This window comes from Gillisia sp. Hel_I_86 (assembly GCF_007827275.1).
GTDB lineage: Bacteria > Bacteroidota > Bacteroidia > Flavobacteriales > Flavobacteriaceae > Gillisia.
Genome location: NZ_VISE01000001.1, coordinates 1,024,210 through 1,049,109, shown reverse-complemented (window position 1 = coordinate 1,049,109; position 24,900 = coordinate 1,024,210). Strand labels below are relative to the sequence as shown.

The window sequence follows — 24,900 nt, the reverse complement described above, 5'->3', positions numbered from 1 at the left end:
GTTGCCATTTGGAGGTTTTTTATTTTGCCCAGAATAACAGAAAGAATGTTATAACAAGGCTTCTAAAAATTTACGGCGATGAAACACTATACTTGCAAAAAAGAAGTGTTTAAGTCAATAAACCTGTGAGCAACCATCATGCGTAAATTTCCTGCATTAGAATAAATTTTATTTTCACGGACTCAGCGTGACATTATTCCTCTAACCTAATCGTCTTTTTAAGGATCACGGCATCATTCAGCACAAAAGGCTTCGGTATTTTAGCTTTATCCCTCTTTTTTATTTTTAAATCTGGATTATCCAGAAGATCATAACTGCTTTCATAAAGCACAATTTCGGGTGCAGCCTTTTTCTTGGTCGTAAAATTAATCAATAATGTATCTGCATTGGCGGCATGATAAGTGAGCAATCTGTCGCTCCACCTATTTATAAAAATATGATAATTTTCTCCACCAGCAATAATTGAATCTGCTTCCAGTCCATTCACGGTGAATTCCTCAAAATTATAGGAACTATTTAAAAACAACTCCATCCTGTGCACTTTTCTATTGGGTGCGATCTTTAAGGAATAACTGTGGGAAGCATTCAATGAACCGTCATTCCTCACTTTTTTATAAACAATTCCCGGGGAAGAAATCTTCACCACAGGGGCTGTTGATCTATGTTTAAAGCCAGATCCATATTTACTTTCAAAAGCGTTATCCATGATTTCAGTATTGTGGGGGTCCTCTCCAAAATAGGCTTTATTCCAATCGTCCAATTTAAGATCGTAAGAATTCCAACTTGCAGTATTCCTATCTTCATCTAAAATATATACCAAACTATCTGGTCTTGGTCGATCTTCATTAAAACCTGATTTAAAATGAGCAATTACAGCCATCGTGATCGCTACCAATCCAAATAACACCGCAATCGACTTTTTGCCCTTAAAATATCCGAAAACAGGGAGGAACAAGGCAAATAACAAGACTGTCAATATCCCAGCCACAAATAGGATCTTAAGTCCTAAGGCCACCGGAAAACTCGTAACAAATGGCAAAATCAACACTAGTGCAGGTAAACTTAACAACAGCATCAAGAATAAATTAGGCCTTTTTTGACGGATCATTACCCAAAGTTGCGATACCCCAAAGAACGCCGGAATAATAAAATAAGCAGCTCCTTTTAAATAGAAGGCGGTAAGTGCGCAAATAAGCAACCAAAAGAAGAGCGGAAAGACAAAAACACTTGCTTGATCTTTCGCCTTGCCCATAAAATGATAGGTATAAAAACTAATGGACAAGCTCAAGAATATTGCAAAAGCTATATAATAATAGCCGTTGTAGGTGAAGCCATTCAGCATTTCTCCATATTCAGGATAGAACATCTTACAGAACTTCCAAAATACAAACACTAAAAATCCGGAACCCAATAAGCTTATAAAAAATGGCAAAACTCCTTTTAAAATGGATTTTGGCAATAGTTTCCTCTTGAAGATTCCATGCACTACAACCAGAAAAAACAACAGAAACCCTATAATTAACATCGGTAAGATCCAGGAAAATGGATAACTCACCATCTTCCCCAAAGGTAAATTGAAATAGATGAGGTCTTCTTTAGAATCGAAACTTGCAAGATCTGCATCTTTAAAAAATGCAAGTAAGGGCATGAGATAACTGCCCTGATGCGCCAAGGTTTCTTTATCTAGGTTTGCAGGGATGTCATTAGCAGTGTGATAATCGAAATGATCGTCTATAAATGCAAAATTAAAACCGTTGATATTTCCTTGTTCCCGCAGTACGGTAAGATCTGTATCATTTGGAAGCATTTTATAAATGCTGTATGCCAAGGAATTGGTTACCGGAAATTGAGGTTGTGCCTTAATAAAATCTTCAATGAGTTTCGAATTCCCACTATTTGTTTCCAAGAGCATAAAGGAATTTCCCCCACTTCCACGGGCTTCAAAATTTAGGGCCAGCCCTGCATCTTTTGCCCAAGGATGTTCATTTACAAACAAGTCGGCACCATTCAATCCAAGTTCTTCAGCATCAGTAAACAGAACAATAATGTCATTTTTAAACATATTCCCTTCAGCCAACAAGGCTCGAACACCTTCTAAAATTACAGCTACCCCACTTGCTGCATCACTTGCCCCAAAAGAAGAATGTCCGGCAGAATCGTAATGCGACATCAATAAAAGGGCTTTTCCATCTCCATTTCCCGGAATCCTTGCCAAAATATTTTGTGGCCTGATAAGCATCCCGCTATTGGTTAAACTATAGCCTTCCTGAGTTTGCACTTCCAATCCAAGATCCTGCAATGTTTTTACAATATAATTTCTCACCAAACTATGCGCAGGACTTCCAACAAAATGAGGCTGTTTAGAAATAGCCTCCACATGTTCAAAAGCCCGGGCGGTAGAAAATTCTGTTTCTGGGATATTTGCTTCAGAAGTGCTTCTTGGCATGCTAGAATAAAAAAGAAACCAGACGATCCCAGATATTAAAATAGCTATTAAAAGTGGAGATAATTTTTTCAGCATAATAGAAAGCAGTATTGGTGGTTTAAATATAAATAAGTTAAGCTGAATAAAATAAATATACGGTTCTGGTTTCAAAAAGCCAAGAAATTGATTATATTAATGAGCTAATAATCAAAAACTTAGGGCTATGGGAATTAAAAGTTTTCAAGGAAGAAGGGCGGAACCCGAAAAATTACAGAGTGCGGCAATTTTGGTAAAGGACTATATGTCTCATTCATTAATTACGTTCAGAAAAGATGATCCAATTATAAAAGTGATCGAAACACTTATGAAATATAAGATTTCCGGAGCCCCGGTAGTTAACGAACGGAACGAACTTATAGGCGTGATTTCTGATGGGGATTGTATGAAACCAATTTCTGAGAACAGGTATTACAACATTCCTATTGGGGATAGAAGGGTGGAAGAATTTATGGAAACCGATGTGCGGACCATAGATAAGGATGTAAGTATTTTTGATTGTGCTTCACTTTTTTTTAAACACGAGTACAGGAGATTTCCCGTTGTAGATAACGGAAAATTGATTGGACAAATTAGCCGAAAGGACATCTTGTATGCTGCAATGAAATTAAGGGCACAAAATTGGCATAGCTAGTTTCGTTTTACCAAGGCGTAATAATTACCCTCCAATGGTAAATATCCTTGATCGTAGATAAAATAATACACGGTCCCCGTCTTGGTAGTATAAATGCTTGTGAAATATTCAAAACTAAAACCTTTGGCCATGAGCTTGGCTTTAGTGGTTTTGGTTTTATCTGTAGGGTTTAATTCCTGAAGGATCCTGTAATTCTTGCGAAGTAGATTGTTCACATTCCGAACAAGGTTTGTCGAATCCTTATTCATCTTATTATTATGGGCATTGCGACAATAGTCACTGCAGAATTTTTTATCTGTTCTCCCAACTATTTTTTCTCCGCATTCCGGACAAGCTCTTTGCATGAATTAAATATAGGAAAAAGAGTTTTAATGGGGAATGAGTTGTTTCAAGTGTATTAACCAGGGAAATTTAAAGCGAAAAAACACCTCGAGATCGATAGTTGTTGAGACACTCAATGTGCTATTGAATATTAATCTTTTTTCAATTTATAACAAGTATGAATGCTGATTAGTTTTCCATTTTTCAATTCCCAATCCTTATCTGTGTGCTCCTATTTAAAATGAAGTTTCTCCATTGCTCGCTTACAATCTTGATTTTCACATCCCCCAAAGCCTTCAATTCTGTCGAGGCCTAATTCCTTGCGATCTTGCTCAATAGCTTCGCGAATTTTCATTTAAATGGTATTTACTACAATTTAAGTTTTAAACGCGACACTTAGAAAATACCGCTTTAGAAATTCATTTTCTTATTTATTTTTTGTAAATTATTGCTTTAAATTTTTTTCTTTCTCCCCATCCTCCCCCGCCGAGGATTTTTTGTTATCAAAAAATTAAACAACTATTAAATCTATTCATTATGAAAAAGCAAATTTATTTGTTCGAGATTCTGGCTGTGGTATTTTCTGTTTTAATGTTAAGTTGGAATACACCAAAAGTAGATTTCAATGAAAAGCAACAAGAAAATAATGAACCGAAGGCTTTAACCCAAACAAAAACAAAATCTTTGATCTATCATAAAGTGAAAGATTATGGAATTTGGAAAAAGGCTTTCGATGCTTACCTACCTCAACGAGAAAAAAATGGAGAGCTTAGCTATGAAGTTGGAACACTAGAAGATGATCCTAATACTGTGTATGTGTTTAACACTTGGAAGTCTAAAGATCATTACAAACAATTTAAAGAAGATCTGGAGTTAAAGGAAAAAATGGAGGAGGCAGGGGTGACAGAGGCTCCAAAATTTCTTCTTTTAAACAAATTGGAAGGTTCTAAAACGGTGGACAATAAGATTACCGGAATCATTTATCATGAAGTGGAAGACTATGATAAATGGAAACGTGTTTTTGACGATTTTGAAAGAACCAGAAAAGAATTTAAAGAAGTGAGCTATGAGGTGGGAACTATTAATGGCGACCCTAGAATGATTTACGTAATGAATCAGTGGAATACTTTACAGGATTATAAAACCTTTGTGAACGACGCAAAACTGAAAGAAGCAATGGACCATGCCGGAGTAATTGGGCAACCTATATTTTTGGTGTTCAATCCGAAGGAAAAAGGTTAAAATAAAATCGGCTGTCTAGAATTTTTTTTTCAAGAAAAATGGTAATTTATTAAGAGGTTATTTTATAATTATAGGGTATTGATTTCTAACTTTGATCCTTCCTTAATCCCTTAAAATCATTTTAATCATCGAAACTATAATTTTAGACAGCTTTTTTTTATCTACACAGACCTTCACTTTTTACGTTACAAAAATTCTAAAAAATTAATCTTTGTTATTTGAAAGGCTATCATAATACGTAGCACGAATTTTAGGCCCGGTGATAAATGCCTTTTCCGCAGCAGCATCTGTAATATATCCCGAAGTTAAACTCTCATCGGCTACAATTTCTTCCTTGCTACTTCCGGCTTTCATTGCTGCCATTACATTTCTTTTTATTCCCTCAAGCATATTCAAATAATTCTTATAATCTAAATAAGTTGCCAAAGGCCCATGTCCAGGAATGATCTTAGTATTCTCATTGATAAGCATCAAACCTGTTTTTGCAGCTTCAATATCCCCTGCAACACTTCCTCCGCCTTTAAGATCGATATAGGGGAACATCCCGTTAAAAAAGGTATCGCCGGTATGCAGCACATTGCTTTTAGGGAAATAGATAAGCGCATCGCCATCTGTATGTGCATTGTGGACATGAACCACTAAGATATCATCACCATTTAAATGCAAGTGCATTTTATGATCGAACGTGATTATAGGTAATCCTAATTGATCTGTATTTTTTTTATCTTCCTTTAAGCGTTTTCTTACATTTTCATGAGCAAAGATCAGCGTTCCCTCTTTTTCAAAATTCGAATTTCCGCCGGTATGATCCCCATGATGATGGGTATTCACTAAAAATTTTACAGGTTGTTCACTAATGGATTTAATCGCTTGCCGAATTTTTGCTGACAAAGGCGCATATTGGTCATCTATCATAAAAACCCCATTATCTCCAACAGAAACCCCAATATTCCCGCCTCTCCCCATGAGCATATAAATATTCTCATTTACCGGAATCACTTCAATTTTTACATCTTCCATATCTTGAAAAGCAAATAGGGAAGTTGAAGCGAAGAAACTTAATGTGAACAGAAAACTGAATTTTATCATGGGTTAATTCTTGGATTTATTTTTTACAATTTACTGAAATTTAAGTTCAATTACCGATCCAGTATTTTTAGGAACTCAAAAGATTAGAAATACTACAGGGATCCTCATTTTCCTATTTTTGTTTCTGAAGAATTTTTTATTTGAATAAGCGTTGCTTGTGATGCAGCACATAATTTCTCTACACCATCCTTTACCACAAAAACATCTGCTCGGCATATAGTGAGTGTTTTGCCAGATTTCAGCACGTTGGCTCTTGCAATTAGCAATTCTCCAATTCCCGGGGAGAGCAAATTCAGTTTAAATTCTACAGAGAGAATAGATGAACCTTCTTCCATAAGCGAAAAACCAGCATATCCCGCGGCATTATCTGCCAAGGTACTTACAATGCCCGCATGAAAAAAGCCATTTTGCTGCGTGAGTTCTTCCCGGTATGCTAAATGAATTTCACAAAAACCGGGTTTCACGTCTATCAATTTCGCCCCAATAAAATCCATGAATTTCTGAAGCTTGAAACTGTCTTCAACTTTTTGTTTGTAATTCTTTGTTTTGGGTTTCAACTCCATAGATTTAAGATCATCAAAATTATAAATTATTCCATACATATCTCACCTAGAAGATACGTTCTTGCATTTCCGCTAATTAATACACGATCCCCAAGGTCTTCGCAGTTCAAAATTCCTTTTCTTTCTGAAAGTTGTATCGCGCTTAGTTTTGTTTTCTGAAGTTGCTCGCTCCAATAAGGAACAAGCGTGCAATGTGCCGAACCTGTTACAGGATCTTCTAAAATGGAGGCTTGCGGTGTAAAAAACCTCGAGACAAAATCTGATGTCGAACCCTTAGAAGTGATAATAACGCCGCCAGTTCCTAAGTTGATTTTATCGAAAAAGGTACGATCTATTTTAAGGTTCTCGATATCCTCTTCACTATCATAGACCAGCATAAAATCCCGGTCTTTATACACTTTTTGTGGCTGCATGCTCAATGCCTGCCTTATTTCTTCAGGTAACTCTGAAGGTTTTGGTTTTCGGGATGGGAAATTTAGGGTATATCCTTCAGTATTTATTTGAACACGAAGCTGTCCCGATAAAGTTTCGAATCTGACCTCCGTAGAAGTCTTATCTATAAAATTCCAAATTACGTGTGCCGAAGCAAGCGTCGCGTGGCCGCAAAGATCCATTTCTACTTCCGGAGTAAACCAGCGTAAATGATAATTATCCTTTCCTTTGATAAAAAAAGCGGTTTCTGCCACCGCATTTTCTTTGGCAATATTTAGCAGCACCTCATCTGGCAGCCATTCATTCAGCGGCACTACACAGGCAGGATTCCCGGCAAAAACAGCATTTGTAAAAGCATCTACTTGATATATTTTTAGCTTCATTATATGGAACTTATTTCCCTATTGTAATTTTGTATTTCTCTAAAAGTCCCACCACACCCTTCAATGAAAATTTGGCTCCCTTCATTTTATTATTCTCAGGATCTATAGAATAATTGGAGGCAGTCCTAAAATCGCATTTTTCGAGAATAGATCTTTCAAAGATCGCGCTCTGAAGATCACATTTTTCAAATTGTACCCCAGATAAATTGGCTTCGGTAAAATCCACATCTTTTAGTTTGGAGTTAATTACTTTGAAAGTATTTAATTTCATCTTGTAAAAGGAAGTATGATTTAACTGGCAATTTTCCAAACTAATTTCAAAACCAAAAGGATCACATTTATCGAAATGGAGCCCGAACATTTTACAATCCTCAAATCTCACTTCTTGAAATGAAGTTCCAACAATATTTGCAGAGCTAAGGTTACAATCTTTAAAACCGCATTCTGCAAATCGAAGCTTTGAAAGATCCGAATTGGAAAAATCACAGGCCTCAAAAGTGCATAATTCATAATCGGCTTTTGGAAGCTTTTCTTTCCTAAAATTTATTTTTTTGAAGTTTTGTTCTTCTATAAGTTTTGGTTGCATTGATCGTGGTAATTTATTTTTTTTGAAGATAATTAAAGATCTTCCAATATAAAAATTGCATTTAATACATATTCCTTATTTGTCCAGCAATTCACCTGACCCTCTATCTCGTCATCCCTGAGACCCGGGATAAAAAAATTATCCAGCGTAGGAAATTGAAGTGTTTAAAATTCTATTAAAGGAAATTTATTTCCAGGTATTTAAGATTTTGAGACCAGTTCAGCATTGTTCGGCGTTTTGTTGGTTCTCTGGATATCGCCACGAATGCACGAATAATTTTCCAGGATTGTTAAAACCAATAATTCGTGCATTCGTGGCCAATGATCCTGTTTATTGTTGGTCATCCTAAAACCTTTGATAAAAACATAAAGCATGGGAAAATGGATATATTTTAGGAATCCGTCAATGGTAGCTTGTCAAAGGATCTCAAGGCAGCTTACCATTCGTCACCCTGAACTTGATTCAGGGTCTTAATTTAACATACATGAGATGCTGAAACAAGTTCAGCATGACGAGAGACCTTCGATACAAACATGGGATGACAATTTTATTCCTATATCATCCCGACGCTAGGAGGGATCTCTATTGGATCGAAGTGATTTTTACTGCACGAATTCACGAATATTTTAAAAAAAAGTGTCATTTCGGGCATTTCGACTTCGCTCAATACAGGCTAAAGTCGAGAACTATTTTTATAACGCATTACTGCTTCAGTGAGATTCTTCACTATGTTTAGAAACACATTTCGATCTTCATGATTATCGGGACAGAACGACTTCTCGACTCCGCTCGAAGGGACAATTATACCCCCTTTTGTCATCCTGACGAAGGAAGAATCTCTTTTATTATATATTATTGCTGCTCCTTAGAGATTCTTCACTATGTTCGGAATGGCAAAAAAAGGCTCTCAGACTGAGCTTGTCGAAGGGTCTCAAAACAGCTCGCCATTCGTCACCCTCAACTTGATTCAGGGTCTAATTTAACATACATGAGATGCTGAAACAAGTTCAGCATGGCGAGAGGCCTTAGATACAAACAATTAGGAGGACAATTTTATTCCTATATCATCCCGACGCTAGGAGTGATCTCTATTGGATCGAAGTGCTTTTTACTGCACGAATTCACGAATATTTTAAAAAAAAGCGTCATTTCGGGCATTTCGACTTCGCTCAATACAAGCTAAAGTCGAGAACTATTTTATAACGCATTGCTGCTTCAGTGAGATTCTTCACTATATTCAGACAATTCGATCTTCATGATTATCGGGACAGAACGACTTCTCGACTCCGCTCGAAGGGACAATAATATCCCCTTTTGTCATCCTGACGAAGGAAGGATCTCTTTTATTATATATTATTGCTGCTCTTTAGAGATTCTTCACTATGTTCGGAATGGCAAAAAAAGGCTCTCAGACTGAGCTTGTCGAAGGGTCTCAAAACAGCTCGCCATTCGTCACCCTGAACTGGATTCAGGATCTAATTTAACATACATGAGATGCTGAAACAAGTTCAGCATGACAAAAACATGAATATAGCCAATTCAATGGAATTATAGGAACCCATCAATTAGTTGCATTTTATTTACAATAAAAAAGCAAAGCTATTTCCTTGTTTCAGTAATAGCTTTGCTTGATTTTATACTGTGCATGAGGCTTAATTTAAGTCAACTTCAATACGTTCAACCTTAATTTTTAACCTCATCTTTTTCGGGGGTTTTTATAGGCGGAGTAAGCATGTTTCCATCGGCATCAATCTCAATGATGGAATCAAAACCAAGTTGGTCTAATTTATCTGCGATTTTAGCTCGATCTCCTACCATAAACCAGTTCACTTCATTAGGTTTTACCATTTTTGTGCTAACTTCTTCAATATCCTTTAAAGAAAGGTTTCTAATATTGGAGTCATAACTCTGATAATAATCATCTGGTAAATCATATTTAACAAGATTATACAGCGAATTATTAACTGCGCTATTGGTTTCCCATTGTCCCGGAAGTGCCAAAATTTGATTGTTTTTCACCTTATCCAATTCTGCTTGGGTAACTGGTCTAGTTGACACAAACTCTGAAAGCTCCTTTCTTAATTCTAAAATAGACTCTGATGTTTTATCGGTTTGTACGGGAGCATATACCACAAAAGGGCGTTCCTGCTTGGCATCCATAACAAATCCAAAAGCACCATATGCCCAATGTTTATCTTCTCTTAAGTTCATGTTTATTCTGGAAGTAAATTCTCCCCCAAGCACATTTACCATTTGCTCTAGCGCAACCTCAGAAACATCTCCATATTTTTCAGTAAGGTAACTCCCAATAATTACAGACTGTTGAGATTCTGGCCTGTTCATTAAATAAAGGGTATTCTTCGCGCCAGTTTTAGGCTTGGCATAGGTAATTGTAGGCACATCGCCCTTCTTCATCTTACCTAAGGACTTTTCTAGTTTGGACTTTAACTCGCTCATTTCTACATCCCCAGTGATCACTAATGTAGCATTATTTGGTTTTATCCAAGTCTCATAAAATTTCTGAACATCTGCCCGGGTTAATTTTTCTACCGTGTCCTCATATCCGGTTCCTGTTGCAGGATTACTGTAAGGATGATCTTCTCCATACAAGTATTTATTGATTACTCGTAATGCCATTGCAACAGGTTGCGACTTTTCCCTTTTTATATCATTCATTTGTTCGCTCTTAAGTCGGTCGAACTCTTTCTGCGGAAAATCCGGGTTCATGATCACATCTGCAAATAAGTTTAAACTTTCATCCAGACTTTGCTTTAAAGTGTTCATACCAACTCTGGAAATATCCAGATCGGAATTTGAATATAAATTTGCTCCCAGCAACTGTAGTTTTTCATTTATTTGTAGGGAGTTCATGTCTTTTGTTCCCTCATCCATCAAATTCATCGCTAAGGACGCGGTTCCCGGAATTGCTAGATAATCTGTTTTGTATCCGGCATCAAACATTAGATCCATTACAATTGTGGAAACACCTTCTCTCTTTGCAAGAACGATATTCATTCCATTTGATAATTGAGCCCGCTGCACTTCTGGAAATTTTGCGGTTTTAGGAGTTCCTAAAGGCGGCAATTTAGATCTGTCTATCTTAGACTCGGTCACGGTATATTCAGGAAAAGGATTTGCTATTAAGGTATGTTTGCCCCTTGTCAACCATTTCTTGGCAGTAGCTTTCAAATCGGCAGCAGTGGCTTCCTCTATGAATTTTAATTGTTTCTTATAGTAGGAAGCATCTTCATGATAGGTCTCATTTGAAGCCAATATATCTGATACTCCTCCAAAACCGCCTATACGTTCCAACCCCTTTATAAATCTGGCAAAATATTCAGCTTTTACTCGTTTTAATTCCGCTTCTGTAGGGCCGTTTTCAATAAATTTATCAATTTCAGCCAATAGTTTTTTCTCCACTTCCTTGGCATCCTCTCCTGGTTTCACATTGGCAAAACTCACAAAAGTACTCGCGATTTCACTTGAAGCCTGATATGCAAATACGTTACTGACTATTTGATCTTCATAGACCAGTTTTTTATATAACCTTGAGTTCTTCCCACTACTAAGTATGGCGCTAATTAAATCGAAATGAAGATCTTCTTTATGTCCAAAAGGAGGAGTGTTCCAAGCAAATAGCACTCTGGTTTCCGGAACCCTGTCCTCGTATACCTGATAGGTATCTCCATTGTGCACTGGAATATTCACCTCTTGCCTTCCTATCGTTTGGCCTGCAGGGATATCCCCAAAATATGCTAGCACTTTTTTATGAATCTCTTCAGGATTCACATCTCCGGCAATTGCAATAACAGCATTTGCCGCACCATAATAAGATTTAAACCATTCCTGCACATCCTCTAGGGACGCTGCGTTGAGGTCTTCCATTTCGCCAATTACCGTCCATGAATATGGGTGGCCTTCCGGGTACATCGCTTTGGTTAGATAGTTTCGTTGTTGGCCATAAGGCTGATTCTCCCCTTGCCGTTTTTCATTTTGAACAACACCCCTTTGTTCATCCAATAATTCTTGATCTACAACTCCCAATAAATGCCCCATTCTATCCGATTCCAGAAAGAGAACTTGATCTAAGGCTGAAACTGGCACATTTTGAAAATAATTTGTCCTGTCGGAATTTGTTGTTCCATTAACATCTGTTCCCCCAATCCGCTCTATTACTTGAAAATAATCATCGTCGTAATTCTCGCTTCCGTTAAACATTAGGTGTTCAAAGAGATGGGCAAATCCGCTCTTCCCTTTTTTTTCATTTTTAGAACCTACATGATACCAAACGTTTACGGCGACAATAGGTGCTTTATGGTCTTCATGTACCAATAAGGTCAATCCGTTAGGCAATACAAATCGTTCATAGTCTATATTGATTTCATCTATATTGAATTCAACATTTTGTGCTTGGTATGGCTGTACATAACAGATTGCAGCCAGTAAGAAAATTAGGATTTTTTTCATTTTTAGTGGAATTAGATTGATATAATAAAGAGGTAGGGAACTTAAATATAGGAAATTTAAGTCACTAAATCTCGATAGATTAAAGATCTATGCCATGCATGTTATTTATTGTTTGTTCGTAAAGTATCCTAAACTGGAAAAGGATGTCATTCTGTTCCGATATCGGAATTGTTTCAGAATCTCATTTCAATGTAAATCAATGCAATATTGAGACCCTGAAATAAATTACCATTGATGGATTTTGAATACTTTGTCATCCCGACGCTAGGAGGGATCTCTGGTTACATTGATTCTGTTTTATTGAGATTCTTCAGTCCACTACGTTTCCTTCAGAATGACAATCCTTTTTTATTGTCTTCCCGACCTATGAAGGATCTGCTCTCAGATCCTTCAACAGGCTACATTCGAGGTAATTTTTAACCGTCAATTTCCTCCGCTAGATAAAATTTTTTTCACGGGCCTCAGAGTGACGAAAGAACTATTAGGACAAAAAACGGATATATATATTTATTCAAATAATTTAGATAACGGGTAGATCAATGTATATCAATATATTAACCGACAACAAACGCTTACAAACGTAAGTAAACGAAAACAAACCTTTCCCAACCGAATACGCCAAAAGCCCTTATATACATTTGTCTTGTTGAAATGAACGAATGATTTTCAACTGCAATAAATTCTATAGTTATGAGCACTTTAAGAAACAAAGTTCAATTGATCGGGAACGTAGGTAATGATCCTGAAATCATCCATCTTGAATCAGGAAAGATCCTGGCAAAATTCACAATGGCCACCAACGAATCCTATAAAAATGCAAAAGGAGAAAAAGTAACCGATACCCAATGGCATAATATTGTTGTTTGGGGAAAGACTGCCGAAATTGTTGAAAATTATGTCCCAAAAGGAAAAGAAGTAGGCATAGAAGGAAAACTAACTTCCCGTAGTTACGAGGATAAAGAAGGCGTAAAACGTTATGTTACTGAAATCGTTTGTAGTGAACTGCTGCTGTTGGGAAAATAAAAGCTTAATAGTTTAAAAAGAGGTTGTCTCAAAGGTCAGAAATGCGTCATCCTGGAACCCGTAATAAAAAAAATATCTAGCGTAGGGAATTAACGTATTTTTCATATAAGCTGATGGGATGCTGAAACAAGTTCAGCATGACGACAATTCCGCATCGTCACCCTGGACTGGTTTCAGGGTCTTGGATTCACAAATAAATAAAAATCCGTCAATGGTAATTTATTTCAAGATTTTAACTAATTGAAAATTCACACCAATTGGAAGTTGAAACAATTCCCATAGCTATCATCGGAACAGCTTGACGAAAAAGGTGCTTTTGAGACAGCCTCTTTATTTTTCTATTTTTTTAGTTCAAAAAACTTAAATTCTACAAGGCATTATCCATAATCTCTTGTACCACTTCGGGATTCAGCAAGGTGCTAATATCACCTAGATTCTCAGTGTCTTTATGTGCAATCTTACGCAAGATCCTGCGCATGATCTTCCCAGAACGGGTTTTTGGCAATCCTACGGTAAACTGGATTTTATCTAGTTTCGCTATGGGACCAATATGTTCAGTAATGATCTGATTGATCTCTTTTCTTAAATTTTCATGCAATCTGGATTCTCCGGTTTCTTTCAGAATAACATATCCATAAAGTGCATTTCCCTTTACATCATGGGGAAACCCTACAATTGCCGATTCGGCCACAGCAGGATGCTCATTAATCGCATCTTCTATAGGCGCAGTACCTAAATTGTGACCAGAAACAATGATTACATCATCTACCCTTCCAGTAATCCTATAATACCCAACGGTATCTCTTAATGCGCCATCTCCGGTAAAATATTTGTTTTCGTAAGCTGAAAAATAGGTTTCCTTATACCGGTTATGATCTCCCCAAATTGTTCTTGCCATTCCAGGCCACGGAAACTTGATACACAACCGTCCATCTACCTGATTCCCTTTGATCTCATCTCCTTGTTCATCCATCAATGCTGGCTGAATTCCGGGTAAAGGTAACGTAGCATAGGTAGGAATGGTTGGAGTAGTATATGGAATGGGTGAGATCATGATCCCGCCTGTTTCGGTTTGCCACCAAGTATCCACTATTGGACTTTTCTTTTTCCCCACATTATCATTATACCAATGCCAGGCTTCTTCATTAATAGGTTCTCCAACAGTCCCCAGAACTTTTAAAGAAGAGAGGTCATGGTTTTCCACAAAATCCAATTTCTCCTTGGCCAAAGCTCGGATTGCTGTTGGTGCTGTGTAAAACTGATTTACTTTGTGCTTTTCTATGATCTCCCAAAATCGTCCAAAATCAGGATGGTTTGGTACTCCTTCAAACAGTATCGTGGTTGCTCCATTTGCCAAAGGGCCGTAAACTATATAGCTATGCCCCGTGATCCAACCAATATCGGCAGTGCACCAATACACATCTCCTTCTTTATATTGAAAAACATTTTTGAAGGTATACGCGCAAAACACCATATACCCTGCAGTAGTATGCATCATTCCTTTAGGTTTCCCGGTAGACCCGGAAGTATATAAAATAAACAGGGGCTCTTCAGCGTCCATTATTTCAATAGGACAGTCCTTTTCTGCTTTCTCCAAAAGTGGCTGTAACCAATGGTCACGCCCAGATTTCATATTGATTTCAGCATTGGTTCTTTTTACCACCAAAACAGATTTTATAGTAGGTGTACTCTCCAAGGCTTCATCCACAATTCCTTTAAGATCTATTTTTTTTGTTCCGCGGAAAGAACCATCGGAAGTGATCACCATATTGCATCCGCAATCATTTATTCTGGTAGATAAAGCTGTTGCTGAAAAGCCCGCAAACACTACAGAATGGATTGCGCCAATCCGCGCACATGCCAAAACCGAAACTGCCAATTCCGGGATCATGGGTAAATAAATACATACGCGATCCCCTTTTTTGATGCCCTGATCTTTTAGGACATTTGCAAAAGCACAAACTTTTTCATGCAGCTGCTTATAACTAATATGTTGTGCCTTCTCTAAAGGATCATTTGGTTCAAAAATGATGGCGGTTTTATCTGCTTTTGTAGCCAGATGCCTATCGATACAGTTTTCGGTAATATTTAGTTGAGCACCTTCAAACCATTTTACCTCTGGGGTAGAAAAGTTCCAATCCAACACCTTATTCCAAGGCTTTCTCCAAACAAAATGTTCTTCGGCGATCTCTGCCCAAAAATTTTCCGGATCCCGCACAGATTTTCTATACACTTGGTAATATTCTTCTAGGTTCTTTATGTGATAACTGCTCATATTGCCTTATGAATTTTAATAAGCCCTAAGATATAGAAATTATAAGAGTATTGATAATATAGAAAGCAATTATAAGAGGAGAGATTTATTTTTAGGAATTATAAATAATAATTTGATTAGAGTGAAACCTCTAGACTTCGCTCGAGGGGACAAATACACAACTGTCAGTTCGAGCATTTCGACTTCGCTCAATACAGGCTAAAGTCGAGAACTCAATGTTTATTCCTAAAATGCGAATCATTTCTGCATTCAGCTAAAAGATGTAACAGCAATTCATCTTCCTTGGCTAAAGCTCTTTTCTTGACTGCACTCCACTTTTTAATTTTCTTTTCAAAGTAGATAGCCTGATTCACATTAGTAAATTCTTGACTAAAAATAAGGTTTACGGGTCTTCTTTTAAAGGTGAAACACGTTTTATTCAATCCTGAATTATGTTCTGTAATTCTCCGAGATATACTGTTGGTGATACCCGTATATAAAAGGGTATCTGAACATTCTAGGATATAAACATAATAGAGTTTCATAACCAATTGAATTTAGCTTAAGACCTCTCGACTTCGCTCGAGGTGACGAATACACAACTGTCATTGCGCAATCTAGAATTATCTGAAAATAACAAATTCAACATTTCGGTTATTGTCGTTACTCTTGACGTAAAATTAATTACCTCTTGACTCCGCTCGAGGTGACAAACACTGTCAGTTCGAGCGGAGTCGAGAACTATATTAGTCCAGAAATATCAAAACAAGAACTAACTAATGACAGTCCCATTAGTTGCTCCCTCTTCATCGGGATTCAAGAACACCAATTTTCCTTCAGCATTCTCTGTCATTAAAATCATTCCCTGGCTCTCTACTCCTCTTAACTTACGTGGAGCAAGATTAACCAATACAGTTACTTTTTTACCAATAATATCTTCAGCTTTAAAGCTCTTTGCGATTCCCGAAACAATGGTGCGCACATCGATTCCCGTATCTATTTTTAACACCAATAATTTATCTGCTTTTGGCATTTTTGAAGCTTCAACGATGGTTCCAACTCGAAGATCCATTTTGGTGAAATCTTCGAAAGTACATTCTTCTTTTTGTGGTTCTGCTTTTTTATTATCGACTTCGTTAGCGGCTTTAGTTGCTTCCAATTTATCTAATTGTTGTTGAATTTGTTCATCTTCAATTTTACTGAAAAGCAATTCAGCTTTCCCTATTTTATGTCCTGTAGGAATCAAAGTACCTTTTTCGGTTACTTCTTCCCATTTAAGAGCTCCTTCATTGGAAGGAACATTTAATATCTTTTTCAACTTCTCTGAAGTAAATGGTAAGAACGGTTCGCATAAAGTAGCTAAAGCTGCAGAGATCTGAAGCGCTACAAACATTACAGTTTTCGCTCTTTCCGGGTCAGTTTTAATCACTTTCCAAGGCTCTTCATCGGCTAGGTATTTATTGCCAAGTCGGGCCAAGTTCATTAACTCCCCTTGCGCTTCCCTAAACCTGTATCGCTCTAAAGAACTTGCAATTACCGCGGGATATGCTTTTACTGCAGCTAAGGTTTCTTCATCAACTTCAGTGAAATCTCCTGGTGCTGGAACCACTCCTTCATAATATTTATCTGTAAGCACGACTGCACGATTAATGAAATTCCCGAAGATCGCAACCAACTCATTGTTGTTCCTGGCCTGAAAATCCTTCCAGGTAAAATCGTTATCCTTGGTTTCAGGGGCGTTGGCGGTAAGTGTATACCTTAACACATCTTGCTGATTTGGAAAATCTTCCAAATATTCATGTAGCCACACTGCCCAGTTTTTGGAAGTGGAAAGCTTTTTCCCCTCCAAATTCAAAAACTCGTTTGCCGGTACATTTTCTGGAAGAATATAACTCCCTTCTGCTTTCAGCATAATTGGAAAAATAATACAGTGGAATACGATATTGTCCTTTCCTATAAAATGCACCATTTTGGTGTCTTTCTTCTTCCAATAATCTTCCCAATTCTTTCCTTCCCGTGCTGCCCATTCTTTGGTAGACGAAATGTAACCGATTGGCGCATCAAACCATACATAAAGCACTTTTCCTTCAGCTCCTTCTACAGGCACCGGGATTCCCCAATCCAGATCCCGGGTTACCGCACGTGCTCTCAATCCTTCATCTACCCAAGATTTTACTTGTCCGTACACATTGGCTTTCCAATCTTTTTTATGCCCTTTCAGGATCCATTCCCTTAAAAAACCCTCATATTGATCCAAAGGCAAGAACCAGTGTTTGGTTTCTTTCATACTAGGCACCGCACCTGTAATAGCCGATTTAGGCTTAATAAGGTCTGTAGCATTCAAAGAACTACCACAACTTTCACATTGATCCCCATAGGCTTCTGGGTTGCCACATTTTGGGCAGGTTCCCGTTACAAAACGATCTGCAAGAAACTGATTGGCTTCTGCATCGTATAATTGCTCGGTGGTTTCTTCAATAAATTTTCCATCCTCATATAACTTCTTAAAAAATTCTGAAGCCGTTTCATGATGGATCTTACTGGATGTCCGCGAATAATTATCGAAAGTCACTCCAAAATCCACAAAAGATTGTTTGATGATGCCATGATATTTATCAATAAGTTGTTGCGGTGTAACACCCTCCTTCTTGGCCTTCATAGGGATTGCAACTCCATGCTCATCACTTCCACAAACAAATGCCACATCTTTTCCCTGCATTCTTAAATATCGTACATAAATATCTGCAGGCACATAAACTCCAGCCAAGTGCCCAATATGAATGGGCCCGTTGGTATAAGGTAAAGCTGCTGTAATAGTATATCTTTGCGGTGAATTGCTCATTAGGTTCTAAGATTTATTTACGGGCGCAAAGGTAAGCAACTGCTAAATAGTATGCGTTAAATTATTGCAAAAGAGAATGACTATGTCATGCGAGAACATCATTTTAGCAAAAAAAATTAAGTTATGCACAAGTTTTTCTATTTATCGGCTATTCTACTCATTGTTGCTTGTAATTCTTCGAAGAATTTAGAAAGCTCTGCTTCTAAACAATTTTTTGTTGAAGATCTTTTAGAAATGAATGCAGAAGAAATTAAAAATTCATTTCCAAATGAGGTGATCACTGAAGATGTTGGACTATTTGAAGAAGGAACCGAAGAACGTGCGTATACCGTGATCTCCCCTAATTCTCCAGATGAATTGCATATTACCTGGAAGGATAAAAACAGAACTCGAATAGAGGATATTAGAATGGGTTCCAATGGAAAATGGAAAAGTAAGACCGCTATTAAAATAGGTTCTTCCTATGAGGAATTGACCCAAATGAATCAGAAACCAATTTCTTTTTATGGCTTTGGATGGGATTATAGTGGCGCGGTACAATGGAATGATGGAAAATTGGAAAAATCGAATGTGCATGTGTTTCTAGCGCCAGAAAAGGAGCCAAAAAATAAATTCTATGGAGATCAAATTGTAAAAGCAACTCCTGAAGAAATCAAAGAGCTGGACCTAAAAGTGAAAGCCATCCTATTTAAACCTTAATTCAGGGCTTAACAACCAATAAAGTTTTATGAAACAGACGTTTTTTGTCCTAATAGTTCTCTCGTCACCCTGAATTTATTTCAGGGTCTTAATATTGTATTGATTTTCATTGTAATGAGATTCTGAAACCCCCGAACGGTCGGGACAGAATGACGTCTCTTATTTTTGGGATACTTTAGGGACAATCTATAAAGCAATAATCTACTGAAAATTAGTACATTTAAGTCATTATTCCTTCCCTACATAATTATAAAGACAATAAATGGCATTTCACAACGAGCTCGGTAAAAGGGGAGAGGAACTGGCAGTTTCATATCTTTTAAAGCATGGCTATAAAATCGTGGCCACGAACTTTAGACATCAAAAAGCTGAAGTGGATATCATTGCCAGAAAAGGGGATATTTTGGCAATTATAGAAGTCAAGACCCGCAGCACTCCAGATTTTGGAAATCCCCAAGATTTTGTGAAAGGGAAACAAATCCAGAACCTCGTAAAAGCAGTCGATTTTTTCGTGATCGAACATAATCTGGATGTGGAAGTTCGATTCGATATTATAGCGATTATCAAGAATAAGTCTGGCACCAAAATAGAGCATTTGGAAAATGCTTTTTTGTATTTTTAATAGGTCTCAAACCGGATAGGTTTCGACTCCGCTACCATTGACGTGTTTTTATTTATTTGTGAATCCAAGACCCTGAAACCAGTTCAGGGTGACGATGCGGAATTGTCGTCATGCTGAACTTGTTTCAGCATCCCATCAGCTTATATAAAAAACACGTCAATTTCCTACGCTGGATAATTTTTTTATCACGGATCTCGACCTGACATTTTTGTCTATTACAGTTTCACTTTTACTGTATTACTTCGAGCGTAGTCGAGAAGTTATACTTTCGCCTCTTCCTCCACTTTCACCCTAAAATCCAAGGGCTGTAAAACTTTTAAAGCCCGATCTATAGAGGTTATTTTTTCAAAAGTTAATAATAATCGCAATCCTGCCCTGGTTTGTTTTTCTTTCATGGTGCAGGAATGCGAATGTGTTTGCACATATTGTAATACCTTGGTAAAAATTGGTGTCTGATAGAATCTGGATTGCTGATCTGAAAGGAAATACCCAATGAATTTTCCATGTTTCATAATCACTTTCTCCAAACCAATGTGAGCTGCGATCCATTTGATGCGCACACTGTTTAAAAGATCTATCGCCTGTGTTGGCAATTCTCCAAATCGGTCTTCCAGATCAGCTTCAAACTTAAGAAGCTCTTCTTCAGATTTAATATTATTTAATTGCGTATAAAGGTTCAGTCGTTCTGTAATGTTATTGATATAATCATCCGGGAACAACAGTTCAAAGTCGGTATCGATTTGTGCATCTTTCACGTACACCTTATCATCTACATCCTCGGTATCCTCATAAAGGTCCTTGAATTCATTTTCTTTCAATTCTTCAATAGCTTCATTCAATATTTTCTGATAGGTATCAAAGCCGATTTCATTCATAAATCCGCTTTGCTCTCCTCCCAAAAGATCTCCTGCACCGCGAATTTCAAGATCTTTCATCGCAATGTTGATCCCGCTTCCCAACTCCGAGAATTGCTCTAATGCTGTGATCCTTTTTCTAGCGTCATCGGTCATTGCAGAATATGGCGGGGTAATAAAGTAACAAAACGCCTTTTTATTGCTTCGCCCAACCCGTCCCCTCATCTGGTGCAGATCTGATAACCCGAAGTTATTCGCGTTATTGATAAAAATGGTATTGGCATTGGTCACATCCAATCCGCTTTCAACAATCGTAGTAGAAACAAGTACATCGAACTCCCCGTTCATAAAACTCAACATCAGTTTCTCGAGTTTTTTCCCTTCCATTTGCCCATGGCCCACACCAACTTTGGCATCCGGCACCAAGCGCTGGATCATCCCGGCAACTTCCTTGATATTTTCAATCCTATTATGAATAAAGAACACCTGCCCTCCACGCTGAATTTCATAAGTAACCGCATCTCGAATAGTCTCTTCTCCAAACCGAATTACATTGGTCTCGATAGGATATCTGTTGGGCGGCGGAGTGGTGATAGTGGAAAGATCCCTCGCCGCCATCAAACTAAATTGAAGCGTACGCGGAATAGGCGTTGCAGTTAAAGTAAGCGTATCAACATTCTCTTTGATGGTTTTCAGTTTATCCTTTACTGCTACTCCAAATTTTTGTTCTTCATCTACGATCAATAAGCCCAAATCTTTAAATTTTACGGCTTTGTTCACTAATTGATGCGTTCCTATAATAATATCGACTTTCCCTTTTTCAAGATCTTCCAGAGTTTCCCTACGTTCTTTTGCCGTTCTAAACCTGTTTAAATAATCTACCGTTACGGGGAAATCCTTTAATCGTTCGGTAAAAGTTTTATGATGCTGAAATGCCAAAATGGTAGTCGGCACTAAAATAGCCACTTGCTTTCCATTATCTACCGCTTTAAAAGCCGCACGAATAGCCACTTCTGTTTTTCCAAAACCTACATCGCCACAAACCAATCTATCCATTGGCCTTGGGCTTTCCATGTCTTCCTTCACATCTGCAGTTGCTGTACTTTGATCTGGTGTGTCTTCATATAAAAATGAAGCTTCCAGCTCCAATTGCAAATAAGAGTCTGGCCCATATTGAAATCCTTCCTGAGTTCGTCTTTTCGCATACAATTCAATTAAATTATACGCGATATGTTTTACCCTGGCTTTTGTTTTCTGCTTTAAACTTTTCCAGGCATTACTACCTAATTTATATATTTTTGGTGGTTTCCCATCTTTTCCATTGAATTTGGAAATTTTATGAAGCGAATGAATACTGAGGTATAAAATATCCCTTTCTCCATAAAACAATTTGATGGCTTCCTGCATTTTTCCTTCAACATCTATTTTTTGAAGTCCGCCAAACTTTCCAATTCCGTGATCGATATGGGTTACATAATCCCCTACTTCTAAATTGGTCAATTCTTTTATAGTGATGGCCTGTTTTTTGGCATAACCATTCTTTAAATGGAATTTATGGTAGCGCTCAAAGATTTGATGATCTGTATAGCAAACCATCTTAGAATCTGGATCTATAAAGCCTTGATACATAGAAAGCACCACTGTGTGATATTTCACTTCCCGATCCTGATCTTCAAAAATATCGTGGAAACGCTTTGCCTGTTGCTCGCTTACACAAAAAATATAATTGGTATACCCTTCCTCGTGATTTTCAATTAAATTATCGATCAATAATTCGAATTGTTTATTGAACGAAGGTTGCGGCTTGGTATGGAATTCTATTATTGAAGCGTCACCCTGAACTTGATTCAGGGTCTTTTTCTGATTGGATCCTGAAACAATTCCGATAGCTGTCGGAACAGGATGACGTAAATTGGACGTTCCTAAGTCCACCACCTTAAATTCTTCTAATTGAGTTGTAAGCAAACCTGAAGTGCAAAATAATTCTTCTGGGGTATTATGCTTTATTTCTTCTGAAAGCTTGCCAAAGGCATCTTCCGCCTTTTGGAAAAGCTTGTCCATAGCTCCAGCCAGTAACTCAGCATTTTTGATAAGTACCACTGTTTTAGATGAAACATATTTCAAGAAGCTTTCCCGCACCTCATCAAGGCGCTTATGCTCCACATTGGGCATCACCGATATCTTCTTCACCTTATCTGTAGAGAGTTGCGTTTCCACATCGAAACTCCGAATGCTATCTACCTCATCTCCAAAAAATTCTATTCTATATGGTTCGTCGTTACTGAAAGAAAACACATCTATAATTCCACCTCTCACCGAAAACTCTCCCGGTTCTGTCACAAAATCCACTCTTTTGAACTTATATTCAAATAGCACTTCATTCACAAAATCCAAAGAAAGCTGATCGTTGACAGAGATCTTCAATGTGCTTTTTTCGAGCTCTTTTCTGGTCACCACTTTTTCGAACAACGCATCTGGATAGGTAACAATAAGTGCCGGTTTCTTTCTGGAATTGATCCTGTTTAAAACTTCCGCCCGCAAAAGCACATTGGCATTGTCGGTCTCTTCCAATTCGTAAGGCCTACGATAACTCCCGGGATAAAAAAGTACATTTTTATCACCCATTAATTGTTCCAGATCGTTCAAATAATAGGCAGCTTCCTCCTTATCGTTGAAAATCAGCAAAAACGGACTCTCAGCTTCTTCAAAAGCATTCGAGATCACATAGGATAATGCCGATCCTACAAGGCCTTTTAATTGAACTTTCGAATTGTTTTTTTCAGAAGAGGCAATAAAATCCCCAAGTTTCTGCTGTTGCAGAGACTTTGCAAAGGTTTGGGCAATAGTAGACTTACTCATTGGTGCAAAGATAATCCCTCGCTAGTTCCCTCACAAAAGTTTAATGATTATTTGTATTTTTCCAGTTCAAATTAATTTGAGCTTTAAGGAGCTAAAGCAACTTCCCGTTTACCAATTTGTACATGGGGTTGGTCTTTCTGTTTACAAACCCATGGTATGCGATATTCAAAAACACTAAGATGGCAGCACCCATGGCAACATAAGCCACATTAGGCTCTTGTGCCATGTTTTTGAAATAAATCCCAATAAATGCCCAAACCCCAACCAGTGCAAATTCCCGCATATTTCTTGTGTAGATCATTAGTAGATTAATAAGCAGCGCAACTACAATCATAATAGTTGCCCATAGCGGTTCACTCAGTCCCCAGCCATTCCAGTCATATTTTACAAGCACCGAAGAAATATTTGCAATTGTCGCCACAGTGATCCACCCAGAATACAAGCAAATGGGCCACCAAAAAAATGCAATGGTTTTAAAGGGGGCATCCCAACGTTCCATATTATTAAGTAGGATTAATTTTATGAGACTAAATAAAATAATGAGCATAAAAAACACCGATAAAATAGCGTACTCATATAGCCAAACGATCACCCAAAGAGCATTTGCAACATTTGCGATAATAAACCAAGGTCCTGTTTGAAAGTTCAATTCGTCCTCGTCATTTATAAAAGTTCTATATAATTGATGACCAGCCATTATTAACAAGCCAATATAAATTATTCCCCAAATGGCAAATGTAAACCCGGATGGTGTAAACAGCGTATCGTTTTCCAAACTAAGCTCTCTTATAGTGTTATTATTAAGCCTAAGAATTTGAGAGAAATAACTCATCATTATGGTGAACAGGACAGACAATAAATTTAACACCGAATAATTCCCGTTCATTTTGATGAGCTTTTGGTTAGTAAACTAAAATTACTTCTTTTTTAGTTATTGCAAATACACGGTCACCTTCATTGGGCGAAATCCAAAAATTCCCAGTAAATTCCCCAAATGCAGGCATAATTAATTGTTGTTGGTTTTGGTAAAAACATCGCAATTTTACCATTTGTCGTCCAACTCCCTTCAATTTGAAACCTGGGTGCAGGTGTCCGCAAATGTTGTAAAACCCATCTCGTTCTTCAGGATGGTGGGTTAACAAAATGTTATTTTGAATAATTTCCGAAAATATTTTAATCCCAAGAGCTTCATATTTTAATCCTGAAATAATATCATGATTCCCAGCCACTAGAACAATTGAAGCACTAGTTTTGGTTGCCCAATCTGTGAATAGATCCCATTCTACATTCAAAGAACTATGAAAAAGATCACCCAGAAAACAAATGATTTTGGGAGCGAAAAAATCTACTGCTATGGTTAAATTTTTGAAATTTTCTGAAATCGCGGCGTAAGGCACAGCGCTTCCGAATTTCCTGAAATGCGAAATCTTCCCTAAATGCACATCGCTTATAAGCAGTATTTCTTGCTCTTCCCAGAACATCACTCCAGAAGGGTGTAATATAAAATGCTGATCGCCTAATTGGATATTTTCTAACACGCAGTAAATT

20 protein-coding genes are annotated in these 24,900 nt (G+C 37.5%); 5 read left to right on the top strand and 15 right to left on the bottom strand.

Features of this window, described 5'->3' with window-relative positions:
* Positions 1-193 precede the first annotated feature (193 nt).
* Positions 194-2,521, bottom strand: a complete 2,328-nt coding sequence (locus JM83_RS04575) for a M28 family peptidase (protein WP_144959809.1) — start codon at positions 2,519-2,521, stop codon at positions 194-196.
* Between the two features lie 127 nt (positions 2,522-2,648).
* On the opposite strand from JM83_RS04575, the gene JM83_RS04570 reads away from it, so the two are divergent.
* Entirely contained in the window at positions 2,649-3,116 is a 468-nt protein-coding gene (locus JM83_RS04570) for a CBS domain-containing protein (protein ID WP_144959807.1), read from the top strand.
* Here the strand turns inward: JM83_RS04570 and JM83_RS04565 are convergent.
* Both JM83_RS04565 and JM83_RS19370 read right to left on the bottom strand, forming a co-directional pair.
* Entirely contained in the window at positions 3,113-3,460 is a 348-nt protein-coding gene (locus JM83_RS04565) for a hypothetical protein (protein WP_144959805.1), read from the bottom strand. The genes JM83_RS04570 and JM83_RS04565 overlap by 4 nt on opposite strands.
* A 209-nt stretch (positions 3,461-3,669) precedes the next feature.
* A complete protein-coding gene (locus tag JM83_RS19370) occupies positions 3,670-3,792 on the bottom strand; it encodes a hypothetical protein (RefSeq protein ID WP_261376346.1) in 123 nt (40 codons plus the stop codon).
* Between the two features lie 182 nt (positions 3,793-3,974).
* Here JM83_RS19370 and JM83_RS04560 point away from each other — a divergent pair, with 182 nt between their 5' ends.
* Positions 3,975-4,679, top strand: a complete 705-nt coding sequence (locus tag JM83_RS04560) for a hypothetical protein (RefSeq protein ID WP_144959803.1) — start codon at positions 3,975-3,977, stop codon at positions 4,677-4,679.
* Between the two features lie 204 nt (positions 4,680-4,883).
* On the opposite strand, the gene JM83_RS04555 is transcribed toward JM83_RS04560, so the two are convergent.
* The 6 genes from JM83_RS04555 to JM83_RS04535 all read right to left on the bottom strand — a co-directional run bounded on the left by JM83_RS04555 (position 4,884) and on the right by JM83_RS04535 (position 12,199).
* Positions 4,884-5,768, bottom strand: a complete 885-nt coding sequence (locus JM83_RS04555; RefSeq protein ID WP_144959801.1) for an MBL fold metallo-hydrolase — start codon at positions 5,766-5,768, stop codon at positions 4,884-4,886.
* A 104-nt stretch (positions 5,769-5,872) separates the two neighbouring features.
* A complete protein-coding gene (locus JM83_RS04550) occupies positions 5,873-6,370 on the bottom strand; it encodes a PaaI family thioesterase (RefSeq protein ID WP_261376345.1) in 498 nt (165 codons plus the stop codon).
* Complete coding sequence (locus JM83_RS04545; RefSeq protein ID WP_144959799.1) at positions 6,358-7,146, bottom strand: PhzF family phenazine biosynthesis protein; 789 nt, start codon at positions 7,144-7,146, stop codon at positions 6,358-6,360. Before JM83_RS04545 ends, JM83_RS04550 begins: the two co-directional genes overlap by 13 nt.
* A 10-nt stretch (positions 7,147-7,156) precedes the next feature.
* A complete protein-coding gene (locus tag JM83_RS04540; protein WP_144959797.1) occupies positions 7,157-7,732 on the bottom strand; it encodes a pentapeptide repeat-containing protein in 576 nt (191 codons plus the stop codon).
* A gap of 200 nt (positions 7,733-7,932) precedes the next feature.
* The gene (locus tag JM83_RS19075) at positions 7,933-8,076 is read right to left on the bottom strand and encodes a hypothetical protein (RefSeq protein ID WP_186434945.1); all 144 of its coding nucleotides are present in this window, start codon (positions 8,074-8,076) and stop codon (positions 7,933-7,935) included.
* A 1,339-nt stretch (positions 8,077-9,415) separates the two neighbouring features.
* The gene (locus tag JM83_RS04535; protein WP_144959795.1) at positions 9,416-12,199 is read right to left on the bottom strand and encodes a M16 family metallopeptidase; all 2,784 of its coding nucleotides are present in this window, start codon (positions 12,197-12,199) and stop codon (positions 9,416-9,418) included.
* A 690-nt stretch (positions 12,200-12,889) separates the two neighbouring features.
* On the opposite strand from JM83_RS04535, the gene JM83_RS04530 reads away from it, so the two are divergent.
* A complete protein-coding gene (locus JM83_RS04530) occupies positions 12,890-13,222 on the top strand; it encodes a single-stranded DNA-binding protein (protein ID WP_144959793.1) in 333 nt (110 codons plus the stop codon).
* A 367-nt stretch (positions 13,223-13,589) separates the two neighbouring features.
* Here the strand turns inward: JM83_RS04530 and acs are convergent, their stop codons facing one another.
* The 3 genes from acs to metG all read right to left on the bottom strand — a co-directional run bounded on the left by acs (position 13,590) and on the right by metG (position 18,318).
* Positions 13,590-15,497 carry an acetate--CoA ligase gene (gene acs / locus JM83_RS04525; protein ID WP_144959791.1) on the bottom strand — a complete coding sequence of 636 codons (1,908 nt, stop codon included), beginning with the start codon at positions 15,495-15,497 and terminating at the stop codon, positions 13,590-13,592.
* 212 nt (positions 15,498-15,709) lie between these two features.
* On the bottom strand, positions 15,710-16,021 hold the full coding sequence (locus tag JM83_RS04520) for a GIY-YIG nuclease family protein (RefSeq protein WP_144959789.1): 312 nt from the start codon (positions 16,019-16,021) through the stop codon (positions 15,710-15,712).
* 227 nt (positions 16,022-16,248) lie between these two features.
* Complete coding sequence (gene metG / locus JM83_RS04515) at positions 16,249-18,318, bottom strand: methionine--tRNA ligase (RefSeq protein WP_144959786.1); 2,070 nt, start codon at positions 18,316-18,318, stop codon at positions 16,249-16,251.
* A gap of 123 nt (positions 18,319-18,441) precedes the next feature.
* Between metG and JM83_RS04510 the strand changes: the two genes are divergently transcribed.
* Positions 18,442-19,017, top strand: a complete 576-nt coding sequence (locus tag JM83_RS04510) for a hypothetical protein (RefSeq protein ID WP_144959784.1) — start codon at positions 18,442-18,444, stop codon at positions 19,015-19,017.
* A 262-nt stretch (positions 19,018-19,279) separates the two neighbouring features.
* Positions 19,280-19,639, top strand: coding sequence for a YraN family protein (locus tag JM83_RS04505; protein ID WP_144959781.1), 360 nt, complete (start codon positions 19,280-19,282; stop codon positions 19,637-19,639).
* A 260-nt stretch (positions 19,640-19,899) separates the two neighbouring features.
* Here JM83_RS04505 and mfd read toward each other — a convergent pair whose 3' ends face one another.
* From mfd to pdeM, 3 genes are all read right to left on the bottom strand, one after another.
* Complete coding sequence (gene mfd, locus JM83_RS04500) at positions 19,900-23,352, bottom strand: transcription-repair coupling factor (protein WP_144959779.1); 3,453 nt, start codon at positions 23,350-23,352, stop codon at positions 19,900-19,902.
* A gap of 91 nt (positions 23,353-23,443) precedes the next feature.
* Complete coding sequence (locus JM83_RS04495) at positions 23,444-24,238, bottom strand: tryptophan-rich sensory protein (RefSeq protein ID WP_144959777.1); 795 nt, start codon at positions 24,236-24,238, stop codon at positions 23,444-23,446.
* Positions 24,239-24,254: 16 nt separating this feature from the next.
* Positions 24,255-24,890: a ligase-associated DNA damage response endonuclease PdeM gene (gene pdeM, locus JM83_RS04490; RefSeq protein ID WP_144959775.1), complete on the bottom strand. Its 636-nt coding sequence runs from the start codon at positions 24,888-24,890 to the stop codon at positions 24,255-24,257.
* Positions 24,891-24,900 lie beyond the last annotated feature (10 nt).